Here is a 24,343-nt window from a genome sequence, read left to right as displayed (position 1 = left end):
ATCCTGTATATTCATTGAGTGCCGAGTTTAATTCTCTTTTTTTAAAAATTGCTTGCTTCAAGAGGTTTAAAATGCTTGTACAAAAAATTCGGTGTCCTAATTGCGGTAGTGAGGGCGAACGCCATCATATTACCCAAAGTCGTTTGATTCGGACACAATGTTCTTGCTGCGATTACTTGATGGTGACTTGTGCTGAAACAGGTAAAGTGGTAGAAGCTTACGCTCCAGGTGTTGACGCACGTCGTTTAAAATTGCGTTGTCCGCAGTTGTCCACAAGCAGCATCAGCCTCCAAACCACGCGAGTAACGCACGCTAACCGCAATCTGATGTTGATGCAAGACGTCAACGAAAGCTTGAATTCCTCGAAAACTGGGACGTTGATAGGTCGCTTCTCGAATGGGGTTGTAAGGGATTAAGTTAACGTGAGTTTGAAAACCTCGTAGCAGCTGAGCTAACTCGGCTGCTTGTTTTGTACTATCATTAACTCCAGCAAGAAGAATGTATTCAAAAGTAATTCGGCGACTTGTTATTTTGACGTATTGGCGGCACTCATCAATTAAATTCTCTAATGGGTATTGACGTGCACTCGGAATCAGTTTTTCTCGCAACGCTTGATTAGCAGCATGAAGGCTAACCGCAAGCGTTACCTGTAGTTGATGCTGTGCCAAGCGTAAGATATGTCCAGGAATGCCAACAGTAGAAAGGGTCATCCAGCGCTGCCCAATACCGACATCTTGATTGAGCGATTTGATCGCTGCGACGACATTGGAAGTATTAAGTAACGGTTCACCCATACCCATAAACACAATATGACTGACACGTCGTTGAAAGTCTTCTTGAACTGTGAGAACTTGATCGATAATTTCATGAACGGCTAAATTTCGCATGAAGCCGCCTTTCCCCGTAGCGCAAAAATCACATGCCATCGGGCACCCAACTTGCGTAGATACACAAACTGTTAAACGCTTGTCGGTAGGAATACCAACAGTTTCAACGATTTTTCCATCAGCTAATTGTAAGAGATATTTTACAGTTTCATCCGGTGCAACAGAACGATAGTGAATTTGCGATCGCCCGATTGTAACATCAGCAACCGCACAACGCCATGTTTTAGGAAACACAGAAATATCACTCAGCGATCGCACGCCTTTTTTGTAAATCCATTCGTATAACTGTCGTCCGCGATAGGCGGGTTGTCCTTGGGAAACTACCCAGTCAGTCAACTCAGATAAACTTAAACCTAGTAGTGGAGAATTTAAATACTTTTGTTGTGTTGTAAGTGTAGCTGTTTCTAACTCACGGTCAATACTTTTACTACCCATAATTAAATTTTAGATTGCAACAAGCTTGTTATTGCAATAGCTGTAGTTCGACATATACGACATTAACGTAATTTCACTACTTAGGATGGCAACTTCCCTCGCTCCTCTTATGATGATCTAGTAACAACTAATTCAAAGTGTTGCTAATGACACTAGCTATTCCTCCTCTAGCATTTCAGTTTGCTTCTCCTGGCCCCATTTTCATCAATATTGGACCAATCACAATTCGCTGGTATGGCTTACTAATCGCTTCAGCCGTATTGATTGGAATTACACTTTCCCAGTATCTTGCCAAGCAACGCAAAGTCAATCCTGATTTGATTGGTGACTTGGCTATTTGGTTAGTGATCGGGGCAATTCCTGCTGCTCGTTTGTACTATGTTTTGTTTGAGTGGTCAGAATATGCCCAAAATCCAGAACGAATTATTGCGATTTGGCAAGGTGGTATTGCAATTCATGGAGCGATTATAGGTGGTTTGCTTGCCGCTTTAATTTTTGCACGCATTCGGCAAGTTTCCTTTTGGCAGTTAGCCGATTTAGTTGCGCCATCGCTAATTTTAGGACAGGCAATCGGACGTTGGGGTAATTTTTTCAACTCTGAAGCTTTTGGTAGTCCGACAAATTTGCCTTGGGGATTGTATATTCCTCCGCAAATGCGTCCGCCAGAACTTGCCAATTTTGCTTACTTCCATCCCACCTTTTTGTATGAATCTCTGTGGAATTTGATGGTATTCGCATTGTTGATAACTCTATTTGTGAGAGATGTGCGGGGTAAGCAACGTTTAAAAACTGGTACGCTATTTCTAACCTATCTCGTTACCTACAGCCTTGGAAGAGTTTGGATTGAAGGGTTACGTACTGATAGCTTAATGCTAGGATCGCTACGCATGGCACAAATAGTGAGTTTAACAGGAATCGCAATCGGATTAGCAGGCTTGGTGTGGCTGTACGTTTATAAACGTGCCTTACCTGATGTGGTAGAAGAGGTAAGGGGTGAGGGGTGAGGTAGTAGAATCAAGACTCTACTCAATTTTTATCTATGACTGACTCGATACTACCGCTATCACCAAAAGTTTATCTTGTAGGTGCTGGTCCAGGCGATCCTGATTTACTGACGATTAAAGCACAAAAGATTCTGGCACAGGCTGATGTCATATTATTTGCTGATTCGCTTGTACCGCGCGAGATTTTACAGTATTGTCGCTCAGATGCAGAAATCATCCGAACGGCGAATAAAACTTTAGAAGATATTTTGCCTGTCATGGTAGAAAGGGTGCGATCGCATAAATCAGTTGTGCGACTCCAATCAGGCGATCCGAGTCTCTATAGTGCAATTCACGAACAAATGCAAGCCCTAGCAGAAGCTAGCATTCCTTGTGAAGTCATTCCTGGAATTAGTGCTTTTCAAGCTGCGGCTGCTAAACTCAACTTCGAGCTAACAATTCCTGGAAGTGTACAAACGATCATCCTGAGTCGTATTAGTGGACGCACAGAAGTTCCCGAAACCGAAGAACTAGCCTCACTTGCAGCACATCAAGCTAGTCTTTGCTTATATTTAAGTGCACGTCATGCAGACAAAGCCCAAAATCAACTTTTAGAACACTATCCACCGCACACCCCAATCGCAATTTGCTTCCGCGTCGGTTGGTCAGATGAGAAAATCATTCTAACAACGTTAGAAGAAATGGCAAAAGTTACTCAAGCCGAGAACCTGATTCGGACAACACTATACATCATTAGTCCTGCACTCGCAGCAACTGCAGCCCGTTCTCGCTTATATCACCCTGAACACACTCACCTCTTCCGCCCACGCCAGTCTACAGCATCTTAAAACCCTCTTTCATTCTTCTTCTCTCTGTCTTCTCTGCGTCTAGTAAGGTTCGTTAAACTTAGCGATGTAGCTTTTATAGGAGAACAACCCTTGCTAGACGAACAAGCAAAAAAAACTATACTGCGGAAAATTCCCCACGGCTTATACATATGTGGAGTAAAAGACGGAGATGAAGTCAATGGATTTACTGCTAGCTGGTTAATGCAAGCTTCCTTTAAACCGCCTTTAGTTGTTAATTGTGTCAAACAAGATTCCAAATCTCATGAAATGATTAAAAAAAGTGGAGTCTTTACTATTAGCTTTCTAGATGCTTCACAAAAAGAAGTCGCCCAAAAGTTCTTTCAACCACAGCGCCGTGTTGGCAACAAATTTGCAGATGTAGAATTTTATATTGGTGAAACAGGATGTCCAATTATCTCCGATAGTCTAGGCTACATCGAGTGTCAAGTTGTTGATGCAGTAGAAAAAGGCGACCATACAGTTTATGTTGGCGAAGTGATTGCTGCGGGTGTTCATCGTGAAGGTGATTCGCTGCGACTGGAAACTACTGGTTGGAACTATGGCGGATAGCTAACAGGTTTAGGGAGTCCTCTAGACAGCAGTTAACAATCAAAACTAGTAATGGTAAAGGGTGGAGGTTTCCTCTACCCTATCTTAATGGCAGTTTATTGGCACGAGCTTTTATAATACTTTAATTTGATGTATTAATTAATGTATCAACGTAAGTAAATTAGTGTAAGAGTATGCCATTAATTAAAGTTCAGACATCGATTAATGAGCTAGAGAAGTCTACAGTTGAAGCTCTACTTCAGCGACTTTCTTCAACTTTAGCAAAGCATTTAGGTAAACCTGAGTCATATGTCATGACAGCATTAGAATCGGGAATACCAATGACTTTTGCAGGCACTTTAGAACCGGCTTGCTACATTGAAATTAAAAGTGTTGGTACAATGAAGCCTGAGCAAACCAAAAACATGAGTCAAGAGTTTTGTCAACAAATTAATCAAGAGTTAGGAATAAATAAAAACCGTATTTATATTGAGTTTGCCGACGCAAAAGGTTATATGTGGGGTTGGAATAGTTCTACATTTGGTTGAACTTATTCAACTTTTATGGGCGCACCAGGTCGAGTAAAGCGAACTTCAATGCGTCGCCTGGTAGCATCAGGATTACGATTAACAGTTGCAAAATTACCATCTGGTAAGATTAATTGCGCTGCTGAATAAGCTCTAAAGTTCAAGCCTTGTAATCGGTTACTCGTCTTTTGGATGTTACGTAGTACTTGGACAACCGCAAGTGCCCGCATCAACCCTAAGTCAGCGTTAGAACCTGCTTTTAGTTGATTGACAGGTATAGTTGCATTTGCTACTTTTTCTAAGTTTTGGTCAAGATTGCTAGTAACACTTCCATTTCCTTGACCATCAGTATGACCAATAATTTCTACTACATTAATTTTATACTGCTGCGTGTGTTGTTCAATTTGAGGAACAATTTTATTTCTGATGTATTGATCCATGATTGCCGGAATTTCTGCGCTACCTGAAGCAAAACGATACGCTCCTTTATCTTCAATGACTAGAATAGGTGGAGGTGCATTTTGTTTTTGAGTTTCAATCGCTTGGCTTAAGTGTGTTTGGGTATTTACGCTTTTTATAATAGCTACTAGCAAAAACAACATAGCTATCATAAAAGTATTAGACATCAAGTCTGTAAAAGCAGACCAAATATTCAGTTCTTCGTGTATTTGATTATGTTTATTAGAATACCGCATATTAATTATATAGTGTTCAACTATTTGTTAACGAACCACTCCAGATGCAAGTATCCGTGAACGCAGAGAGAAGAATTAAGAGAAATTCTCACGAATGATTTAAGATTGCTATAGTATATAAAAAATAATTTTATTTAACGGTTATAGGAGGACGGTTACTATAGTTTTTGTTTGATAAAAGCTGTTTTTCTAAAAGCTTATTTAGACGGTAGTTCTCGTGTTTTGTATCGCTGAGATGTTTCGTACAGTGAGCTAAGTTCTCTAAGACAACTTGCATTTGTTGTTGTTGATTGTTTGATTGATCGCTGATGCTTTTAATTAGGCGATCGCTTAAGTTCTTCAAACGAACTGCTACTACTTGATTATATTTATTAAGAGATTCAGCTAAGGTTTTTAGTTCATTCTCTACACGTTCAAAACTATCTGCTTTATCTAGGTTCTTCTGCTGAATTTTATCAAGCGTTTCTACAGCAGATTGGAGCTTTCCACTGCCTTGATATAATTGCGGTATGATTTCATTTAAAGATTGCTGATTACTCCAATGTAGTTCTAAAGCTTGAACTGTATTTTGATTGTGATGATTAATCTGATCAGCTACATTTTGTACTTTATGATTAGAATTTACTACTTCAAATACTGCTGATTCAATTGTTGCCACTGATTTAGATAAAACTTCAGTTGAATGATTAAAGTTTTTTTGGATACTGTATAAATCTTTTGTAGCATCAGCAAGAAGTTGAGCAAAATTACTCTGCTCAAATACCTGTGCTGTTTCTGCAAATTTGATTGTAGTTGTTTGAAAATCATCAACACTTTTTGCCAGAGTTCCAGATGATTCTTGAAATCCACTGTAAACACGACAAGCAAGTTCGTTAGCCTGTTTATTAACATCCACAATTTCTTGAATTTTAGCTCCAAGAGAAGAGTTTACCGCATCGCGTACTGTTGTACCAAATCTACCTAAAAATTCTTTAAATTCAAAGACTAAACGATCTACCGCTTGATCTAATCGATGATTTCCTTGAATCTCAGGCTGATAAATATTATCTAAGTAATCTTCAATTGAAATAACTAATTTGTACTTAGCTATACTTGTGTTCTTGATTAAATTAAATGCTATTATTAAAGCACTAAAAAGTATTCCAGTTAAACTAGTAGCAAAAGCAACACTCATTGCTTGCAAAGGTTGCTGTATGTCATTTAACAAACTTTCAATATTATTACTGCTTTGTGTAACACTAGTTATTGTTTGGCTCAGTTGACTCAAGTTTAGTGTAATGCCTAAAAAAGTACCGAGCAAGCCAAATGCTAACAGTAAATTGGGTAAAACTCGGCAAAAGTATTCAATTTGATCGTAAGAAAATAAACCAATTTTTTGTTGACTATAAACTTGATCAATTAAGGCTGCTGTATTAACTTGATCGAGGTTTGAACTAGCTTCTTTAAACCGTAATTCCAATTCTCTAATAATTTCAGGTTGATCTCCTCTTGGCTCGCGATTAATCAGTCTTCTCACACGACTTTCTAAAAAAACAAGTTTGTCATAAAGAGTTAAACGCAAAAAAACAGTAGCAAAAGAAGGTAATACTATAATCAAAACTATACTTAATAATAGTACAGGAGGTAAAGTAGATATAAAACTTTGCATATAAGTCAAGTATAAAAGTCAAACATTTATAAAAAATCAATAAATTACACAGTAACCCTAATTCATTTGTGAATACCTCCCTTTATTCTTCTCCCTGTGTTCACGGACACCTTGTTCAACGGGGGAAACCACCGCACGCAAGTGTCCTCCTCTGCGTCTGAAGTGGTTCGTTAACCCAAAATTACAACTCAAATTAGGATCGCTATAACACCCACTTCATTACTAGCCCAAAGGATACTTAGCAATAATTTGTTGACGCTCTTGTTCGTACTCTTCTTGATTTAAAATACCATCAGCAAGATCTTGCTTTAAACGCTCTATTTCTAAACGACGTCGTGTTCTGTTATCTTCAATTTCAACAGAAGGTTCAAGCAACATAACTTCACCCGTCAAGATTTGAGGATTAGGTTTGTTTCCATTACCATTCTTGCTAGATATCTTATCCATAAATTTCTGCTGCATTCGTGCTTGGAAGCGGTTAACAACACCTTCTTTCGCTGTAGCAGAATCACCTCCGCGTGAGCCAACGACATTTAAGCGATAAGGATAATTTTCATCACTATCTGGCAAACTATCTACTTGTTGTACAAACTGACGAAGTTTTGGTAAATAGTATTCTTGCCATTGTCTAGGTTGTTGCTCGATTTCTTGCATGACTCCATCAAGTAAGTCTTGCAGTGCTTTGGCTTTACTTTTATGATCGATCAACTCTTGTAAAGCTTTTTTCCAAGCCGGATCGAGAGAAGCAAAGTAGTACTCTCCACGTAACTCATCAAAGTATTGAAATTCGAGTTGCTGAGTTACTGGATTAGTTTGAATTAAATTTAGTGCTAGACAAGGATAGAAAACGTCTTGTAAATCTAGTATTTCGTTAACCGGTGGTGGAATAATGTCAGTAAAGCTTTCACTTCGATGATTGTGTAATGGAGCATTACCTGGTTGATTTTTTAGCCTGACATAATGGTTCTTCAGCTTCTCTAAACCATCAATCAACCTAAGTGGAAAAGCAGCATATTCGGTAACAAGTAAAACTTTGTCTTCATTCTGAGTTGACTTAAGTTCGTTGTCAGAAATTGCCAATTTATTTGTTAAAATTTCATGGAATTGCTGAACATCTGGCTCATCACTATCTTTGAAACCAATAAGTTGACTCTTCTTGGCAGAACTATTGTGAAAGTAGGACGCGGTGAGATTAAGAGGTAGTAGTGGTTGAGCTTCGCGGATAATTTGCCCTAGTCGAACTGGACGTTCTGATAAAGTGGGATATTTTTGATTGAAGCGCTTAATCACTGATTCTACAGTATCTGCACTCCGCGAACCAAATAATTGATTAACTGTCGGATCAATTTCACGTTTGAGTTGATCTTTATTAAGATAACTTTGAGCAAGAAGAATAGCTAAAGACTGTCCTTCACCTACAGATGCTAAAACTTTTTGAGTAATTTGAATAGCTTGCGCACGATACTCTCTTTGGGGAAGCAAAGCTTCATAACAAGCTTCTATATCTTCTTCAGAAAATATTTCTTCACCACTCATCTCATCAGAATTAGATTGTTTCAGTTCAACTTGATCTTTTTCGTAGCAAACTTTTAATTCTTCTACTGAGCGACTTAGTGAAGTTAATTGATTAGCTCTTAACTGTACGTAGTGTTGTAGGAATTTGACAACTTCTAAAGCTTCTAAAGCAACCGATAGATTAAAATTTTGTTTAATTGCTGTTTCTGTATCTTTAATAGCTCTTCTTGCTTCTTCTTGTACGCGGCTATTTTTATTATTGAAAAGAATTTTAAATTCTTCTTCAATATCTTGAATTATCTTGTTAATTTGTGTCCATTTTTTTCTAGTTGCTCTAATGATTTAGTGCTGTTAACATCTTTAACTTTTAATTCAATCTCATATTGATATGTGTTTAATTCAGATTGAATAGCATCAAGCCAATTACGACTATTTGTAATTGAGAAGTTCTTATTATTAGGATTAAGTAGACTATATAAATAGCTATCAATATCTTCACAAAGCTGTGTAAATAAGCTATTTTTCCCTTTAATAATTTTAGTCAACCAAACTCCGCGAGTACTTTCTGAATCTCCAGTTTTAGTTTTATGAAACTGTTCGCGAAAGTCTCTTTGAAGTTGCCGCATCAAGCTAGCACGCTCTTCTTTAGTTTTACACTCAGTAATTTTATTTTCTAGCTTCGATTTCCATGTGTTCATCAAAGCATTGAAGTTTTTTTCATTTTCAATTGGTATTTCTTCTAACTTAGAAATAAAACCATTTTTTTGATCTGAGTTATTATACCAATGATGTTCAATGAAAAACTGTTCTAACAATTTTAGTGGGTCTGGGCTTTGCCCTTCGCCTTGCAACCAAAAGTTAGTTAGCTTGTGACTAATTCGCGTGACTGTGATTTGAGAGATGCGATCGCGTGGAAAATAAATTGCCGCTAACCCAAAAGTAAGATAGTTTTGAGTATTCGGGCGTGGATGATCGTCTTCTTGAATCAAATGTTGGGCAAAATTATCACGCATTCCCTTGACAACAGGTGCTAATTCACTCGAAAAGTCAAGAGCAATTTTATTAGCAATAACGTTACACAGTTTTCGCTGCTTATCAATAACATAATTACCTTGTTCTGTTGATTTAGAAACTAAGTAGGTGTAATCAAATGGAGGGCGTTTCTCCTGAACATGAATATCATATCTTTGGTCATAACAAGCTGCAAAAGTTGTTCCAGGGCTTGAATAGTAGTCAAGTTCCATTAATGCTGCATAAGTATTGGCACACATATTAGGTGTATTGCCATACAATTCTGGACTAATTACTAAATATCCAACAAGTTGTTTAACTTCAGGGTAAGCATACCTTAAGCTATATGCCATATCTAAAAAAGTACCGCTACCCGTACCACCACACAACGAACCGACAACAATAATATTTAATCCAGGATCAACAATTAAACCAGATTGCTTTAGTAAATCTTGCTCGTGTCCTCTTGTACGTTGTTCAGCAACTTCGATAGCCTGCTTAATTTTTAAATAGTTATGAAAAAATGATAGTCTACCAATAGGTCTAATACCTTTTGCACCTTGGTCAATTGCTTTAATATTCCTCAACAGTTGTGGTGGAAACCACTCAGAAATATGAGCATAGGGACTAGGTTGATCGCCAATAGGATTACAGTGTTCTAAACCTTGAACTAATTCAGTAATTTGCGCAGAAGTCATTGTAGCATTGATTTTTTCAGCATCTTGAAAACTTAAATCAACACCTTGATAGCTATTTCCTGTCCGCAAGCTAACCGATTGTGTAGCTTCTTTGTCGGTATCAATATGTACAAAACTAACTACTGGTAATTTAGCTAAATCTTGATAGCGATCTACTATTAACCTACGAACACGCATCAAAACCTCTTTACCAGTACTACCTAAACCAATACAAATAGTTCGGTTAATTCCTTGATATTGTCGGTCGTTCATAGAAGTTTGAGTATACATAATCAGCTTTAATTTATAAATTACTTTTTAACTTTAATATTGAGATAAAAATCTCCATGCTTGTCACTTGGACAGTTCAGTTTAATAGAACTACCCGTTAATCGAGTTCTTTTATTAACTTCTCTACCTTTCAATTCTATTGGTGCTAGTTGAGTAGGAACTAAATAAAGTTGATTTCCTTGACGTTCTAGATAAGCTCTTACTTCTGATCCAGGACAATCAATTTCATCAATACAATTAGAATCTCCTTGACCTATAGCAAAAGATTTTCCTGGTAATAGTGGGCGACATTCTTTTTCATAATCTTCCAAGTCTGCAACAACAGAAACTCGCCATTTTTTACGTAGAGCGATCAAGTGTTTGGCAAAAAATGTGCTAGAAATTATTCCTAAAATTAAAACTATAGTAGGAAACCATAATTGTCCAAACAAATAAGAGTTAACTTTACAAAAATCTTGATTGTTTGGTGCAATTGTACAAAATTCCTGTACAACTGGTTCAATATCAACTACAGCAAGTTTATATTCTCTAGAGTCAGCTGTTTGAATTGATATTTCTCTTTTATTTAAAGGTAAAGCATCAATCCAAGCCTGCCGTACTTGACTTTGTAGAGAATCTTCTAATCGAAAAGGACTATCTGCTGGAGTTTCAATCCACTCGTTACCTGATTTAGTTAATAAAGGGGCGTCTGTAATCCAGACTATTGATTGAAACTTGATTGGTTGATTTTGTTGCAGGCGATTTTGATTAAGCTGAGCTAACCCTTGATAGATAGTAAGTTCCGCTTGTTGAATATCTGTATTTTGGAAATTTAGATTAGCTGACAATGGAATTTTTTGTAAAACTTTATCTATATTTTGTTGATTTTTTTTATCAAAATGAATGGGTAGTCCTAAAGGATGTAAATTTGATATTTCTTCTGAGTTAACTATATTTGATGCAAAAGGAACAACGTATACCGAATCTCCAGATTTCAAGCTATCTTCAATAATTTGTCGTAGACGAATCCGACCTTCGTCATTAATTCCTACACTCTCAGTTAAATCAATTGCTAATATTACATCACGCTTATTATGAATACCAGCAACCACTTCTAATGCTATTTTTTGGTGAGGATTGAGTTTTTTCCCAGGAGTAGTCTTTATCGCAGAGGCTAATATTATGCGATTAGACATAAGTGTGTTTATGAACATTTTTAAAATATAGATCTATAAAAATATCAATCGAAACTAAAAATTGAATCGTGCCATATTTTTTATATATTCCTAAACCAGAGAAATAAGTAAAATAGAAGTAAAAAACATATTAAACAGAAATTTAACTTGTATTTAACTACATATATAAGCGAAATCACACTGATAAAATCAACTTGGAAAAACCTATATCAAGACTTAACTTCAGTAATCCTACTGAAGTCATTCTTTGGGTATCTCGTTTGAAAGATAAGTGTGTTTTAATGTTTATTAAATATTTATAATTAAGTTATGTTGTTTTCACAAGCTTTAAGATTTCGTGGATGTCAAGCTTAATATTGGCTTAAAGAAATATTAAGAGTTGATTAGATTGTGAAAAACTTACAGATTTCTGGGGAAAACTTTGGGAAAATCTGTGGAAAACTATTTACTTTACGAGGAAAACTGATAGTGAGTAAAAATACTATGTGAAAAACTATTCAGCTTTTCCACAAGTTTTCCACAGCAGATAAGAGATGAAATTGAACTAGATAAAGGGTTGTTGAAGTTTTTCCACAGTTTCCACAGCACCTACTACTACTACTACATATAAAAATTAAAAAGATCTTTAGTAGTCTTTATGCAACAGATACAGGCAGCAAATGCTACGATAGTGCTTCTGAGCTAGATGAAACTCAAGACGCATCCAAACCCTTTAGCAAACTCACAAATCTCCTGATGAAATTCGTTTGCAATCAAAGTGATATCAGCACAAACTTGTCGCTCGTAAGCCGTGCAGTGCCATCACGTCCGACACATCCAATTTTAGCAAACGTACTATTGACGGCAGATGCGCAAACAGGACAAGTTAGTCTTACTGCGTTCGATCTAAGCTTAGGTATTCGGACAAGCTTTTTGGCTGTAGTAGAAACAGGAGGAGAAATAACCCTTCCTGCTAAGCTCTTGAATGACATTATTTCGCGAATGCCACAAGGGGAACTTGCCATTGATGATGAAGGAGAGACACCATTAGGTGCTACGATTACTTCCACTTCAGGAAAGTATCAAGTTAGGGGTATGGGGGTAGAAGAATTTCCTGAATTGCCAGTAATAGAAAATGGCGAAGCTATTCATTTGCCAGTAGAAGCATTGACTGAAGGACTACGAGGTTCTTTATTTGCAACAAGTGCTGATGAAACTAAGCAAATTTTGTCAGGACTGCATTTGAGTATAGAGCAAGAGACTTTAGAATTTGCGGCTACTGATGGACATCGCTTAGCAGTTGTGCAAACTATCAACGAAAATGCACCCTTAGAGGCAGATGTAGCACAACTAGAGGTAACAGTACCAGCCAAAGCCTTACGCGAACTAGAACGAATGTTAGGGATACTGAATGATGGTGCAGTGCTGTCACTGCATTGCGATCGCGGACAAGTTGTTTTTGAATGGGAAAACCACCGTTTAACTAGCCGTACTTTAGAAGGACAATATCCAGCCTATCGTCAACTTATCCCCCGTCAATTTGAAATTCAAGTGTCACTCGAACGTAAGTTTTTACTCAGTGCGATCGAACGAATTGCGGTTTTAGCAGATCAGAAAAATAATATTGTGAAGTTTACGCTTGATAGCGCCAACCAAGAATTAGCTTTATCGGTTGATGCGCAAGATATTGGTAGTGGTAGAGAATCAATGCCTGCACAAATTTCAGGTGATAGTATTGATATTGCCTTTAACATTAAATATTTAGTTGACGGCTTGAAAGCACTTCCCACTTCAGAAATTCAAATGCAGATTAACACCCCAACTAGCCCAGTGATTTTAACGCCTTTAGGTGGTGTAAAGATGACTTATTTAATTATGCCAGTGCAGATTAGAACTTGAGCTTAAAAGTGGGTATAACGCCCAAAATGTGCGCCTTCATCTCCAGGTTGAATTACCTTTGCTTTCCATCCATAGTCTGCTGGTAACTTCTCTGGGATATCAAATTTGGAACGCCAATATTCTTGAAAACTAATGTCTGTGGCTGATCCTATTCCCTCGGTATTGATTACACTTAATCCTAACCAACTTCTCGCTACAGCTAGCTTTGAAACTGTTGTTAGTATATCTACTTGAGGTAAATTCAAGTAGATCCACAAGCCTTCAATTAACCATATGGAAGGTATATCAGCACGATATCTTTGAGCTAACAATAAGTGCGATCGAGATTGAGTGAGATCTGCTGCGATCGCAAACCTTTAGCAAGTAGGTGATGTATCTTTTAGTACAGTATCTTTATAACTGAGAACTTCAAGTTGATCGAGTTCGTATACTTTAGTATCTGCTGCTAACCAAGGAAGCCGAAAAGCTCGTATGTCCATTGACGAAAGTAAATTACGTCTTTGAAGATATTGTTGCCTTAACTCAAAGAAGATTTGAGCAGTTAGGAACCGTAATTATACGAGACTTCTTGCACGAATATTAACTAGCTTTCTTCTATCCATGCCAGTTCCTACAACAGAGAGAACCCCCGCAACAAACTGGCTTCCCAATTCTGGGGGGATTAATAGTTTATAACCTCAGCCCCCCATTGGTTTCTCCCAGGAGGGAGAAGATATGGAAAACGTTTAGTTCATATAGATTAGGATGGCAGAATCTAATTCATGCAGAAAATCTGCAATACTAAACCTACTGACGTTGTTATTTCTAAAATAGCTATGTTTAGCAGAGGTAGACTTTGTTTGTTTAGCTGCAACTGTAGTTGCTAAGTCCTTACACTATCAGCAAAACGAATTTTTAAGTAATCCTCCTCCATCTTTGCACCTGCTGGCTGTAATGCTGCTAAAGCTTGCGGTAATACTAAGTTACGCCGATGATTACCGATAGTAATATTCAATTCATCTCCTGTTTTGCTCAGTTGAATATTGTCTTTGGCAATTCCTGGTAAATAAAGTTCTAAGCTGTATTGATTGTTATCTTGAATAATGCGCACAGTAGTTTCTTTGTAATAAACTTGTGTCGGATCTTCGTCTTTGTAAAGTGTATCTTTGAGCCGCTCTAAAGCTGCTAAACCGCATAATTCCTCAGAATATAGAGGTACCTCTTTTACAGGTAATGGACGGAAGTTTTCGTGAATTTCATGGCGATATTGCTGTTGATTTTCCTTCCATCTTTGAAAGAAAGGATCTTGAACTTCTTCAGGAATAATACGATTGGCAACAACTAAATCTGTTGCAACATTGTACAGACTTAAATAAGCGTGGGCGCGTAGCGATTCCTTCAGTACCATCTTTTCAGGATTCGTCACTAAGCGTACCGAAGTTTGCATATTATCGGTTAAGACTTTTTCTAATGCTTCGATTTGTTCGTAGAACTCATACGGCGCATCCATCACCTCTTTATCTGGTAAAGAAAAACCTGCGATCGGTCGAAATAATGGCTCTACAAGTGGTCTTAACGCAACAGACATCTTTTGCAAAGGTTTGTAGAAACGTCGCATATACCAACCACTAACCTCCGGTAAACTCAACAATCGCAGTGCCGTACCAGTCGGAGCAGAGTCGATAATTAAGACATCAAACTCGCCTTCGTCGTAATGGCGTTTCATGCGTACTAAGCCGAAAATTTCATCCATCCCAGGAAGAATTGCAAGTTCCTCAGCTTGAACTCCATCAAGTCCCCTTGCTTGTAAAACTTGAGTAATATAGCGCTTAACGGCTCCCCAGTTACCCTCTAGTTCTAATAACGCGTCTAATTCTGCTCCCCAGAGGTTCGGGCGGACTTGTCGCGGATTGTGTCCTAGATCTAAGTCAAAACTATCTGCAAGTGAATGTGCTGGGTCGGTACTCAAAACGAGTGTGCGATAGCCTAACTCTGCACAACGAAGTCCAGTAGCAGCAGCAACAGAGGTTTTTCCGACTCCTCCTTTGCCTGTCATCAGAATTACACGCATGAATGCTCTTATCCTGTCTAAGAAATGTTTAGATTTCTTTACTCTATCTATTCTTGGTAGGAAGGTGTTGTTTTATGACGTCTAATCGCGAACATTTCCAAAAATCGACATGAGAAGTGATAATGTCCTGTTGATTGACACGTAACTCACTCCAACCAGGAACTGCAATCCGAGGTTTCCACGGTACAGGAGTATTCCAACTTAAAGTCCACTCTGTTTTGATCGTATCTCCCTCGCGGTGGATATCGTGTAGATCCATTTTGGGCGCAATGAACCACGTTTCAATAAAACTGATCATTGCTTTGTACCGCTCAACGCCACGAAATTCGTTTAAGGGATCTTTGAAGTAGACATCTTGGGCATAGAGGCTATACGTCTGGTTAGCGGGAAATCTTTGGTAATCCTGCTTAAGAATTTCAACAATGTCCATATAGAAGCTGTAAAGTGCGATCGCCTTTACTCAATTTAATCACTCCTTCTTCTTGCAACCTCTAACTTTTTCTATAGAAAGAGTCGCGTATTCATAATTTAAAAATTGAAAAGCAGGAAAAACAATCTTATCTTTAACCCTACTCGACTTCTTGCCACAAACGTTCGAGCTGTCGCCGCCATGCTGCTAATATTTCCTCGCGTGATTGCGCTCCTTGTTTCATGTCGCCTAAAATCCCTTCTTCGTAAAAGCGATCGAGATTCTGTAGTGTTGCTTCGAGTGTTAATCCTTGTTGTTTTGCCGCAAAGATGATTTGACGCATTCGACTGTCTACTAATTGCGAAAATACATCATTGAGTCCTGCTTGGTGTAGCGAAACTAAACGGGCGATCGCATCTGCTAAATCAGTCCGCGCCAAACTTTCCGTACTGTGCTGAAACACACCCCAAACAACGCCTTGTTGCAAGGCATAGCGCACCTCTTGCGTATCATCAAAATTGGCAGCTAAAAGTTGCTCCATAAAAGGTTGTGCGGCTTCGGCTGACATGATCGGTAGCAAAACACGCAACCACGATTGATCGTCAGATAAAAGTACCAATAAACGAAACCCAGAAGTTTCAATTTGCCACGAACCAGGAGCGATCGCTTGTACAGTTGCTGGCTCGAAAATATCTGTAAGCGTACTTGCAATTTCTTCAGGTATCATAATCTTTAATGAAAAGAAACCCCCGACGATTGTCGAGGGATTTTGTAATCTATTTATCAGTTTGGCAGATAATGCTTTAAGCAAACCACTCTGGAACAGCTTCTTCTTTTGTATTAGTGTTCCGTGATGGTGTTTCGCGCGTGAACTTCATATGAACTGAGCGCGTTTGCTCGCCATCAGCTGCTACTGCCACAATTGGATAGTCGATTAAACCATCTTGGAAAGACATCTGGAAACGGAACGTGCCATCAGGATTCAACTTAATTGGACGTCCACCAATTGTTACTGTAGCATCGGGTTCTGTTGCACCATAAACAATCAGCTCTGCATCTGCGATGAGCCAGAACTGACGCGGACGCATCGGAATTGCCGAAGCTGAGAAACCAGCGCCCGACATACCAACACCTGACATACCAACACCCGACATTGTTGGTACAGCCCACATCCCCATTCCAGAGGCAGTGACATAAGAGCTAATTGACTGTACGCCAACCATCTGAGCGGAACCTGGTACTTGCTGCATTGAGCCATAGAGTGAACCTGCTACTCTTTGTGCTTCAACACCTTGAGCCATACCAAAGATTTCGTCGTAGATCGGATTGCTGTCTTGTTGAACTCCAGCAGTTGCCATCCGCTTGGCTGGTGGTACAAGTTCAAAGACAGTTTTACCGCGCAGATCTTCTTCAAAGCTAACAGTAATGAAATGATCTTCAATCCAGTCGCTAGGGTAAACTGGCGGTACATGAACAGGTGCAGAACGTGCTAAAACTAACCAACGACCATCAGCACAACGATAACCAATATCGACAACATAGTCGCGATCGCTGACAGGAATCGGTAAATACCACTCTCGTGCTAACTCATCACAAGGATATTCTTGAATGCTGTGTGGACTTTGGTAATCGATGTCAATATCTGTAACGTCATAAATGCGCAGAGCTAGCTGTTGTCCGCCTTGTTTGCGCAAGTCTTCTTTATGATCGTTTGGGATATCCCAGTAAGTATAAGCCCATTGGGGATCGCGAGGCAGTAGCACAATCCGACTTTCGCCATAACCATCGGGTAATTCGGCTAAACCTTCATCTACATCAGCTAAGGAGCCACCTGTGCGGTCATCTTGACCTAGTTCAAATTTAGCTGCTTCCACTGCTTCTTGTGCCTCCAGTGTACGAGTTGGAACAACAGAAACTTTTGTGCGCTCGATTTGTTGAATTGCCGATAGCAGTTGCGCTTTCCGCATTCGGCTATAACGCGAGACACCATATTCACTAGCAACTCTTCTTAGTTGCCGTAAGGTCATCTCATCCAAAGGTGGGCGTTCTTTAGCCATGAATTTTGTCTCCGGTAATTTGAATCAACTATTCTGTTGCCGGACAAAAACTCCGTTCTGTCGGTAACATCCAGTGCCAGAATGACTGCAATCTTGTTTGACTGGTGAGGGCATCTGAATGTTTTGTTATGCATTTAGCTTCTTGAACGGCTCTTGTTGGTGCATCCTTGACAATCCTACTTATGCTAAAAAACAGCATTTTTTGGGATCGTGGGGATCGCTTGTTACTAACTATTAAGCCGCAAACTTTCTTTAGGGATCAAGAGGTAACAAGGTTGTTTTTGAGTAATTCTACGCATCAATCGGCTTTTTGGGGATCGCTTTGTTATGGTTTTATGACAAAGCGATCTTTGTGGCAGAATTTAAGTCATAGTTTCATGACATAAAATCTATGATTTCAACTTCTCGGCTTTTCTTGGTTCGTGTAGATAAAATAACTCAAAGGTAAGGAGTTAAAAGCCAAAACAAGTATTTTACGCAATTGAGTACTGAGGTTTAATCTCCGCAAGCTCCTAGTCCCTAGCCCCTAGAATATGTCTTTAATAATTGCAGGAGAACGTAGCGGCGTTGGTAAAACGACAATTACATTGATGTTACTGGCGTATCTCAGCCGACGAATGCAAGTGCAATCTTTTAAGATTGGACCAGATTACATTGACCCGATGTTTCATCAGTATGTAACAAAACGTCCATGCCGCAATTTAGATCCGCTACTGACTAATGACGCTTATGTTAGGCAGTCTTTTACGCATCACAGCCAAGATGTTGATTGTGTGCTAGTAGAAGGTGTTATGGGTTTATTTGATGGTGCTACGGGTATTGATGACACTGCAAGTACAGCACACATTGCACGGTTATTAGAGTTACCAGTTTTACTCGTGATTGACTGCAGTCGATTGTCACGATCTGTCGCAGCGATCGCCCACGGTTATCGTTCGTTCGATCCGCGAGTCAAAATTGCAGGGGTTGTGCTAAACCGCGTTGGTAGCGATCGCCATTTGCAACTTCTTAAAGAAGCATTGGAATCAATACAGTTACCTATTCTTGGTGTTTTACACCGTTCAGACGATCTCGCAATTCCCGATCGTCATTTGGGCTTGGTTCCCACCGCAGAAATTTCGCAACTCGATCAATTAATTGATAGATTTGCCCAACTTGGAGAAGCTTGCTTTGTATGGGAAAAGTTATTACCACTCCTAAAAAAGGCGAAAATTTTTAGTGTAGCGGCATCTGAGCAAAATATAACAATTACCCATTTTACTTCGCTGAGAATAGCAGTGGCACGCGATCGCGCCTTTAGCTTCTACTACCCAGATAACTTAGAGATTTTGGCACAACTGGGTGCACAAATCGTTTACTGGAGTCCATTGACAGATCCTGACTTACCAGAAAATATCCAGGGACTTTATTTCGGAGGCGGCTTTCCTGAAGTATTTACCCAACAATTGACAGAAAATAAATCAGCACGGGTAGCAGTAAAAAAAGCAATTGAGCAAGGAATACCAACTTATGCTGAATGTGGTGGGTTAATGTATTTGTCGCAGGCGATCGTCGATTTTGAATGTCAATCTTGGTCAATGGTAGATATCATTCCTGCAACAGCAATTATGGATTCTCGCTTAACACTCGGTTATCGCCAAGCAACTGTACTACAAAGTCCACTGTTCAAAACTGGTACAGTAATTTGGGGGCACGAATTTCATCGATCGCGGCTCAATCAAACATCCACAGCACCTTTATTTGAACTGCAAGGATACAACTCCAGTTTTAGAACCTTGGAAGGATGGCAAGCGTATCAAGTTCATGCGTCTTACCTTCACCTTCATTTTGGCGGGAATATCAAAATTCCTCAGCAGTTTTTACAACGCTGTCTCAAGTTTCGCGATTTACTAGCTGAAAGGCGATCACTTTTTGGCTGATAATTTTGAGTGCGATCGCCCCTCGTTGATTCAAATCAAAAAGCTCATCTACAAATACATACACTACCAAATTTGAGTCAAATTCAAGGTGAAGCCTGGAAGAACATCTTCCCCCGAAAGCGTTTCAGGTGTTCGGCATACTTCAACTGCCTTGCCCGAACGATAAACTTCAACTTGCTTTGCCTTACGATTCAGTAGCCAGCCCAAACGCGCACCATTGTCGATGTATTCCTGCATCTTAGCTTGAACTGTCACCAGCGAGTCACTCGGAGACATCAACTCCACAACAAAATCGGGACAAAGCGGGATGAACTTCTCTTGCTGTTGGGGCGTAAGCGTGTTCCAGCGCTCTAGCGTTAACCAGGATGCATCGGGAGAGCGGTTGGCTCCATTGGGTAACTTAAAACCAGTCGAAGAGTCGAAAGCAATGCCAGTTGCATCAACATCAGTCCAGTTGAATAATTGCTGAGTAAGCCGACCGTTTCGATTTCCTGTTTCCCCTCCGGCGGGCGGCATAATAATCAGTTCTCCTTGGGCTGTGCGCTCAAACCGCAAATCTCGATTGCGCTGACAAAGCTGGTAGAACTGCTCATCGGTCAAGTCAATGACTGATTTAATGTCAACGGTAAGAGCGTTCATGGAATTTCAGCTAGGTTTGGCTCTTATTGTAATACGCTTCAGAACAAAGGGACTGCTGCACAAATCTCCAAGAGCGATCGCACTTCACTTTATTTGCTTAATTACAGGCAAACTCGTGATTAGTTTTCAGGAAAACGGTTTGGTTTGTGTAGTAGGCGTGCTGCGCGGACACTATTTTCTTGAGCTTAAGGAGTATCAATAAAATATCCATAAAGACGATCAACAAATTGATTAGCTGTAATTGGACCCACAACAGTACTAGCCCAACTTACTGCATATACTTGGTTATTCTGCACAGCTTTTAATGTTGACCAGATCGGTTGTTTCAAGAACGATAGTGATTTAAGGTTTTCAGAATCGTCTTTACGGAGTATGTCAACAAATAAAATATCGGCATCCCAATCAGGCAAAGTTTCAAGGCTTAATTCTAAGTAGCCTTTGAGATTTTTATAAGCAGGGATGAGCGGTATACCGGCATCGAGCATGATCTGACCATATGGCACAAAATCAGATCCATAAACAGCAACGTTTGACCCGTAAAGGTGCAGAACCGATACTGTTTTAGTCCTCAACTTTTCGGTTAGCTGTTGCTGAAACTTTTGAATTTGTTCATTATACTCAGCCAAAATTTCTTCAGCTCGATCGCTCCTGTCCAAGATTTCGGCTAAATATTTCAAGTTTTTTTTGAAATCGACTCCACTATCCGTATCTATCATTACCGTAGGCGCGATTGTAGACAAGAGTGAATAGTATTGCTTTTGCCATATGTGCCCCACAATCAAATCAGGTTTTAGACGGAGAATTTTTTCTAAAGATGGTTGCTCCCAATGACCCACAAGCGGAATATCGGCAACGAACTGATTAAGTGTATCCGACTTGATACAGTATGGGCAGGTAGCAGCACCCACTGGTTTTATGCCTATTGCTAATAGTGGGTCGAGAAGATAACTACCATCTAGCACCAAAATACGCTGGGGATGAAGTGGAATTTCTGCTTGTCCCAAAGCATGACTCACAATTTTTGTTGCTGCTGATTTTTGTGCAGAGTCTGACTGCTCTGTTTGTTTAGTTGTTGAATTTATTCTGCCTGGCTGAAGCCACAGCGTCTTACTGTTGCAAGCAGCGATAGAGAAGACAAAAACTGCTGCTAAGAAGAGTAGAAATAGCTTGGCTTTACGGAACACTTTTTCCTCATTGTGAAGCATTACAGAATTAACCCATATTCAGCCTGTATCTTTGAGTTCTAACTTGGAGAAGCTGTTCACTAAAATTCCCAACTCACCGAACTGACAATTGTAAAGGGTTCAGTTCTTTGAACAAGAGTTCTGCTGAAGGCAAACGCTGCCTCGTCTACATCAAACAAGTTACGGATATTAATCGCACCTCTGAAACGTCCCCTTCGATAGTAAAGTGCTGCATCAGTTCGTAAGTAATCACCTAGTTGAAACGAGTTATCTAAATTACCTTGCCGTTCACCAATATAAAATAGTCCTAAACCAAATCCTAAGCCCTCTAAAGCACCTTCTTGAATGGTATAAGTTGTCCAGAGACTTGCTTGATTTTCTGGTACATTTGCTAATCGATTGCCTTGAGGAAAGGTGTTATCTTTAGTAACTTCTGCATTGGTTAAGGCATAGGACAAAATCAAGTTCCAACCAGGTAAGATTTCACCTGTCACATCGAACTCAATCCCCTGACTGCGCTGCTCTCCAGTTTGAATAGAACGAGTAGGGTCATCTGGATCGGGTGTAAGAACATTGGTTCTGGTCAAATGATAGGCAGCTATGGTTGCCGAAAGTCTGCTATCTAGAAAATCAGCTTTTACACCAACTTCGTATTGAGTTCCTCTCGATGGCTCATAAATAACATCTGCATCCGTACTCGTGTTATCAAATCCAGAAAGAGGAGCAAACGATCGCGTGTAGCTAGCATAGAGAGCAACATCTTCACTAGGTTGATAGACCAAACCCGCACGAGGACTAAAGGCACCATCATTGCGGGTTGAAAGATCAATGACATCTCCTGGTGTGGTCAGATCTACTGCAAGATCAGTTGAAACCCAGTCGTAGCGACCGCCAATTAAAAGTTTGAGATTATCTAGAAGCGCAATCTGATCCTGAAGATAAACACCGTACGAGCGCCGTAACAAATTGAAATCGGAGAAGGTAGGGATTGTTGAGTAGCTAGGAGTTGGAATATCGTAATTTGGATTGCGAATGTCTAGAGGAGGTAGAGGCGTATCAGTATCGACATTATTGCCTTCATTACTGAAGCGATTAAAATCAAACCCTGCTAAGACTTGATGGGAAATTGAGCCAGTTCCAAACTCTCCAACCAAGTCGATCTGTCCAAAAAAGTTATTTCTCTGATAATTATCTTTGGAGGCATCAAATCCACCAACAAAGCGATCGTCTTCTACTGTACTAGGAAATCCTGCCACATCATTTCTAAAATGAGTTAGGTTGATCGCAACATTGTTTCTGATTCGCCAGTCGCTATTTAATTCGTGTTCCAGACTGTATCCAAATCTGTCAACTTTAACATTTAGAAGGCTTAAACCAGGATAGTAGGGGGCAAAGTTTCGAGGAGGCAAACTACCATCGCTGAGAATTACAGTATTAGTGCCAGCAGCAGAAGGATTAGCATAAAGGTGAGTGTATTCATAGTATAGGTCTAACTCTGTTCGCTCTCCCAAATTAAAGGTAAGAGAGGGTGCGATCGTAGTTAATCTTGAGTCGGCAAAGCCTTGAAAATCACTTGAGCCTTGGTAGTTAGCAATGAAGCGATATAAAACAGAATCGTTTTCTGTCAGCGGTCCTGATAAATCAATACTGGGTTGATATAACCCATAACTTCCTGCCTCAAATGCTGCATTATAATAGGGTTCATCTAAAGGCTGCCGTGTAATGAAGTTAATGATTCCACCAGGTTCTCCTGCTCCAAACAGAACTGAAGCAGGTCCTCTGAGCACTTCTATTTGCTCAATAGTTCCAATCGGTAAGAGGCTAAAAAAATCGGTATCGGGAAAGCCATTGCGGAAACTGGTAACTCCTGAAAATCCCTGGTCAAATCCTCTGATGATTCTGTTGTATGTAATTGATCCATTGCCATAAAGTCCGCCTCCACGAGCAACACCGCTAACGGTCTCCGCTGCTTCATTCAGATTTCTCACCTTGCGGTCTTCCAGCACCTCTCGCGGCACCACCTGAATCGATTGAGGAATATCCCGCAGCGGTGTATCCGTTCGCGTTGCTGTAGAAGCACTTGACGGGTTGTATCCCTCATCCTGCTCGCCTGTCACCACAATCTCAATTGCATCCTCATCCGCTACAGTATTAACATCCCCTAGTGTCACTGCCAGCACTAATCCTTGAGCTTCTGATGTCACCTCAGCCACAGGTGGCGCATCGGTTCCTGTAATCGTTACCTGTACTTGATTATTGGGTAAACTTGTTACACTTACCAGCGCAATTCCCTCAACTGGGTTTGCTTGGGAAAACGTTTGAGCGATCGCCGCACCTGCAATATCCACAATCAGCGCATTGCCTACGACGCGAGTTTCCGGCACTTCAAAATCGCCATTTGCTGTTTCCAGCACTACTCATATCTTGCACCTGGAAATTTGAATGTCAATTCCTTGACTAAATGCCAAATCTCTCAGGCGTTCAATGTCTAGTAAAAGAAGTAACAGCACCAATTGTGGAAATATAGTTTGGAGTGCGATTTGTGCGGCTTGTCCCCAATCAGGTAAATTTGTAGAGGCGAGCGCTGTGGATAAGTAAGCCCAATGCGCCAAAATATAAGAAATAAGGGATAGCACTAACCAACGATAAACGCCTAAAAGTGTCCCTTGTCCAAAACGATGCAAACCGAAACGGTGCTTGGCTGTCTTAAACCAACTCTCTATCTGCCACCGTCGTTTACCCCACCAAGAAATGGTGCTGGCTTTGAGAGCTTTGGTAGACAGGACAAATCGTTTTTCATACTTACCATCATCACGCTTGAAATAATACCAGGATACAGAGACAGGAAACTTCAAGCCCCGAAGACGAAGTTGTTGCCCTCGCTTGTGTAGTTGAGCAACACAGCGCCCATCAACTAACTTACGGGTACAAGCGATGCCTGCAATTACGTGAAACTTTCGCTTTCG

21 protein-coding genes and 1 pseudogene are annotated in these 24,343 nt (G+C 39.9%); 7 read left to right on the top strand and 15 right to left on the bottom strand.

Going from position 1 to position 24,343, the window contains the following annotated elements:
• Positions 1-245: 245 nt before the first annotated feature.
• Positions 246-1,322, bottom strand: a complete 1,077-nt coding sequence (rlmN, locus tag IQ230_RS11425) for a 23S rRNA (adenine(2503)-C(2))-methyltransferase RlmN (RefSeq protein ID WP_193932119.1) — start codon at positions 1,320-1,322, stop codon at positions 246-248.
• A 146-nt stretch (positions 1,323-1,468) separates the two neighbouring features.
• On the opposite strand from rlmN, the gene lgt reads away from it, so the two are divergent.
• The 4 genes from lgt (at position 1,469) to IQ230_RS11405 (ending at position 4,250) form a co-directional block, all read left to right on the top strand.
• Positions 1,469-2,326, top strand: a complete 858-nt coding sequence (gene lgt, locus IQ230_RS11420) for a prolipoprotein diacylglyceryl transferase (RefSeq protein WP_193932118.1) — start codon at positions 1,469-1,471, stop codon at positions 2,324-2,326.
• Between the two features lie 35 nt (positions 2,327-2,361).
• A complete protein-coding gene (gene cobM, locus IQ230_RS11415) occupies positions 2,362-3,153 on the top strand; it encodes a precorrin-4 C(11)-methyltransferase (RefSeq protein ID WP_193932117.1) in 792 nt (263 codons plus the stop codon).
• A gap of 90 nt (positions 3,154-3,243) precedes the next feature.
• Positions 3,244-3,723, top strand: a complete 480-nt coding sequence (locus tag IQ230_RS11410) for a flavin reductase family protein (protein ID WP_193932116.1) — start codon at positions 3,244-3,246, stop codon at positions 3,721-3,723.
• A 173-nt stretch (positions 3,724-3,896) separates the two neighbouring features.
• Entirely contained in the window at positions 3,897-4,250 is a 354-nt protein-coding gene (locus tag IQ230_RS11405) for a phenylpyruvate tautomerase MIF-related protein (protein WP_193932115.1), read from the top strand.
• A gap of 2 nt (positions 4,251-4,252) precedes the next feature.
• Here the strand turns inward: IQ230_RS11405 and IQ230_RS11400 are convergent, their stop codons facing one another.
• The 5 genes from IQ230_RS11400 to IQ230_RS11385 all read right to left on the bottom strand — a co-directional run bounded on the left by IQ230_RS11400 (position 4,253) and on the right by IQ230_RS11385 (position 11,241).
• Positions 4,253-4,924: an OmpA family protein gene (locus IQ230_RS11400; protein WP_193932114.1), complete on the bottom strand. Its 672-nt coding sequence runs from the start codon at positions 4,922-4,924 to the stop codon at positions 4,253-4,255.
• Positions 4,925-5,054: 130 nt separating this feature from the next.
• Positions 5,055-6,572, bottom strand: a complete 1,518-nt coding sequence (locus IQ230_RS11395; RefSeq protein WP_193932113.1) for a hypothetical protein — start codon at positions 6,570-6,572, stop codon at positions 5,055-5,057.
• A 222-nt stretch (positions 6,573-6,794) separates the two neighbouring features.
• The gene (locus IQ230_RS26615) at positions 6,795-8,108 is read right to left on the bottom strand and encodes a hypothetical protein (RefSeq protein WP_228054775.1); all 1,314 of its coding nucleotides are present in this window, start codon (positions 8,106-8,108) and stop codon (positions 6,795-6,797) included.
• Between the two features lie 275 nt (positions 8,109-8,383).
• The gene (locus IQ230_RS26610; RefSeq protein WP_228054774.1) at positions 8,384-10,048 is read right to left on the bottom strand and encodes a tubulin-like doman-containing protein; all 1,665 of its coding nucleotides are present in this window, start codon (positions 10,046-10,048) and stop codon (positions 8,384-8,386) included.
• Between the two features lie 38 nt (positions 10,049-10,086).
• Positions 10,087-11,241: a VWA domain-containing protein gene (locus IQ230_RS11385; RefSeq protein WP_193932112.1), complete on the bottom strand. Its 1,155-nt coding sequence runs from the start codon at positions 11,239-11,241 to the stop codon at positions 10,087-10,089.
• A 735-nt stretch (positions 11,242-11,976) separates the two neighbouring features.
• Between IQ230_RS11385 and dnaN the strand changes: the two genes are divergently transcribed.
• Positions 11,977-13,119: a DNA polymerase III subunit beta gene (gene dnaN, locus IQ230_RS11380; RefSeq protein WP_193932111.1), complete on the top strand. Its 1,143-nt coding sequence runs from the start codon at positions 11,977-11,979 to the stop codon at positions 13,117-13,119.
• Positions 13,120-13,121: 2 nt separating this feature from the next.
• On the opposite strand, the pseudogene IQ230_RS27665 reads toward dnaN, so the two are convergent.
• The 5 genes and pseudogenes from IQ230_RS27665 to IQ230_RS11350 form a co-directional block, all read right to left on the bottom strand.
• A pseudogene (locus tag IQ230_RS27665) lies at positions 13,122-13,598 on the bottom strand (class I SAM-dependent methyltransferase).
• Positions 13,599-13,981: 383 nt separating this feature from the next.
• Positions 13,982-15,169, bottom strand: coding sequence for a TRC40/GET3/ArsA family transport-energizing ATPase (locus tag IQ230_RS11365; protein WP_193932108.1), 1,188 nt, complete (start codon positions 15,167-15,169; stop codon positions 13,982-13,984).
• Between the two features lie 43 nt (positions 15,170-15,212).
• Complete coding sequence (locus IQ230_RS11360) at positions 15,213-15,599, bottom strand: DUF2358 domain-containing protein (RefSeq protein ID WP_193932107.1); 387 nt, start codon at positions 15,597-15,599, stop codon at positions 15,213-15,215.
• Between the two features lie 139 nt (positions 15,600-15,738).
• Positions 15,739-16,305, bottom strand: a complete 567-nt coding sequence (locus tag IQ230_RS11355) for a hypothetical protein (protein ID WP_193932106.1) — start codon at positions 16,303-16,305, stop codon at positions 15,739-15,741.
• A 76-nt stretch (positions 16,306-16,381) separates the two neighbouring features.
• Entirely contained in the window at positions 16,382-17,635 is a 1,254-nt protein-coding gene (locus IQ230_RS11350) for a DUF4912 domain-containing protein (protein ID WP_193932105.1), read from the bottom strand.
• Positions 17,636-18,168: 533 nt separating this feature from the next.
• Between IQ230_RS11350 and IQ230_RS11345 the strand changes: the two genes are divergently transcribed.
• Complete coding sequence (locus tag IQ230_RS11345; protein ID WP_193932104.1) at positions 18,169-19,554, top strand: cobyrinate a,c-diamide synthase; 1,386 nt, start codon at positions 18,169-18,171, stop codon at positions 19,552-19,554.
• A gap of 63 nt (positions 19,555-19,617) precedes the next feature.
• On the opposite strand, the gene IQ230_RS11340 is transcribed toward IQ230_RS11345, so the two are convergent.
• A complete protein-coding gene (locus IQ230_RS11340; RefSeq protein ID WP_193932103.1) occupies positions 19,618-20,193 on the bottom strand; it encodes a Uma2 family endonuclease in 576 nt (191 codons plus the stop codon).
• On the opposite strand from IQ230_RS11340, the gene IQ230_RS11335 reads away from it, so the two are divergent.
• Positions 20,192-20,395 carry a hypothetical protein gene (locus IQ230_RS11335; protein WP_193932102.1) on the top strand — a complete coding sequence of 68 codons (204 nt, stop codon included), beginning with the start codon at positions 20,192-20,194 and terminating at the stop codon, positions 20,393-20,395. The two genes, IQ230_RS11340 and IQ230_RS11335, sit on opposite strands and share 2 nt — an antisense overlap.
• Here IQ230_RS11335 and IQ230_RS11330 read toward each other — a convergent pair.
• The 3 genes from IQ230_RS11330 to IQ230_RS11320 all read right to left on the bottom strand — a co-directional run.
• Complete coding sequence (locus IQ230_RS11330; RefSeq protein ID WP_193932101.1) at positions 20,379-21,398, bottom strand: ABC transporter substrate-binding protein; 1,020 nt, start codon at positions 21,396-21,398, stop codon at positions 20,379-20,381. The two genes, IQ230_RS11335 and IQ230_RS11330, sit on opposite strands and share 17 nt — an antisense overlap.
• 59 nt (positions 21,399-21,457) lie before the next feature.
• Positions 21,458-23,791, bottom strand: coding sequence for a TonB-dependent siderophore receptor (locus IQ230_RS11325; RefSeq protein ID WP_322742391.1), 2,334 nt, complete (start codon positions 23,789-23,791; stop codon positions 21,458-21,460).
• Between the two features lie 3 nt (positions 23,792-23,794).
• Positions 23,795-24,343: transposase (locus IQ230_RS11320; RefSeq protein WP_193932100.1), on the bottom strand; the 549-nt coding region annotated here is incomplete at its 5' end.

Origin of the sequence: Gloeocapsopsis crepidinum LEGE 06123, from assembly GCF_015207655.1 — a bacterium.
GTDB lineage: Bacteria > Cyanobacteriota > Cyanobacteriia > Cyanobacteriales > Chroococcidiopsidaceae > Gloeocapsopsis > Gloeocapsopsis crepidinum.
The sequence above is the reverse complement of the archived record's forward strand: the minus strand, read 5'-3'. Positions and strand labels throughout refer to the sequence as shown.

What these genes read in the sequence shown, in the direction of transcription:
- IQ230_RS11365 (WP_193932108.1), bottom strand. Translation starts at nt 15,169, where the DNA reads ATGCGTGTAATTCTGATGACAGGCAAAGGAGGAGTCGGAAAAACCTCT.
- dnaN (WP_193932111.1), top strand. Translation starts at nt 11,977, where the DNA reads ATGAAATTCGTTTGCAATCAAAGTGATATCAGCACAAACTTGTCGCTC.
- lgt (WP_193932118.1), top strand. Translation starts at nt 1,469, where the DNA reads ATGACACTAGCTATTCCTCCTCTAGCATTTCAGTTTGCTTCTCCTGGC.
- rlmN (WP_193932119.1), bottom strand. Translation starts at nt 1,322, where the DNA reads ATGGGTAGTAAAAGTATTGACCGTGAGTTAGAAACAGCTACACTTACA.
- IQ230_RS26615 (WP_228054775.1), bottom strand. Translation starts at nt 8,108, where the DNA reads ATGAGTGGTGAAGAAATATTTTCTGAAGAAGATATAGAAGCTTGTTAT.
- IQ230_RS11340 (WP_193932103.1), bottom strand. Translation starts at nt 20,193, where the DNA reads ATGAACGCTCTTACCGTTGACATTAAATCAGTCATTGACTTGACCGAT.
- IQ230_RS11400 (WP_193932114.1), bottom strand. Translation starts at nt 4,924, where the DNA reads ATGCGGTATTCTAATAAACATAATCAAATACACGAAGAACTGAATATT.
- cobM (WP_193932117.1), top strand. Translation starts at nt 2,362, where the DNA reads ATGACTGACTCGATACTACCGCTATCACCAAAAGTTTATCTTGTAGGT.
- IQ230_RS11360 (WP_193932107.1), bottom strand. Translation starts at nt 15,599, where the DNA reads ATGGACATTGTTGAAATTCTTAAGCAGGATTACCAAAGATTTCCCGCT.
- IQ230_RS11330 (WP_193932101.1), bottom strand. Translation starts at nt 21,398, where the DNA reads ATGCTTCACAATGAGGAAAAAGTGTTCCGTAAAGCCAAGCTATTTCTA.
- IQ230_RS11345 (WP_193932104.1), top strand. Translation starts at nt 18,169, where the DNA reads ATGTCTTTAATAATTGCAGGAGAACGTAGCGGCGTTGGTAAAACGACA.
- IQ230_RS11335 (WP_193932102.1), top strand. Translation starts at nt 20,192, where the DNA reads ATGGAATTTCAGCTAGGTTTGGCTCTTATTGTAATACGCTTCAGAACA.
- IQ230_RS26610 (WP_228054774.1), bottom strand. Translation starts at nt 10,048, where the DNA reads ATGAACGACCGACAATATCAAGGAATTAACCGAACTATTTGTATTGGT.
- IQ230_RS11385 (WP_193932112.1), bottom strand. Translation starts at nt 11,241, where the DNA reads ATGTCTAATCGCATAATATTAGCCTCTGCGATAAAGACTACTCCTGGG.
- IQ230_RS11395 (WP_193932113.1), bottom strand. Translation starts at nt 6,572, where the DNA reads ATGCAAAGTTTTATATCTACTTTACCTCCTGTACTATTATTAAGTATA.
- IQ230_RS11350 (WP_193932105.1), bottom strand. Translation starts at nt 17,635, where the DNA reads ATGGCTAAAGAACGCCCACCTTTGGATGAGATGACCTTACGGCAACTA.
- IQ230_RS11405 (WP_193932115.1), top strand. Translation starts at nt 3,897, where the DNA reads ATGCCATTAATTAAAGTTCAGACATCGATTAATGAGCTAGAGAAGTCT.
- IQ230_RS11355 (WP_193932106.1), bottom strand. Translation starts at nt 16,305, where the DNA reads ATGATACCTGAAGAAATTGCAAGTACGCTTACAGATATTTTCGAGCCA.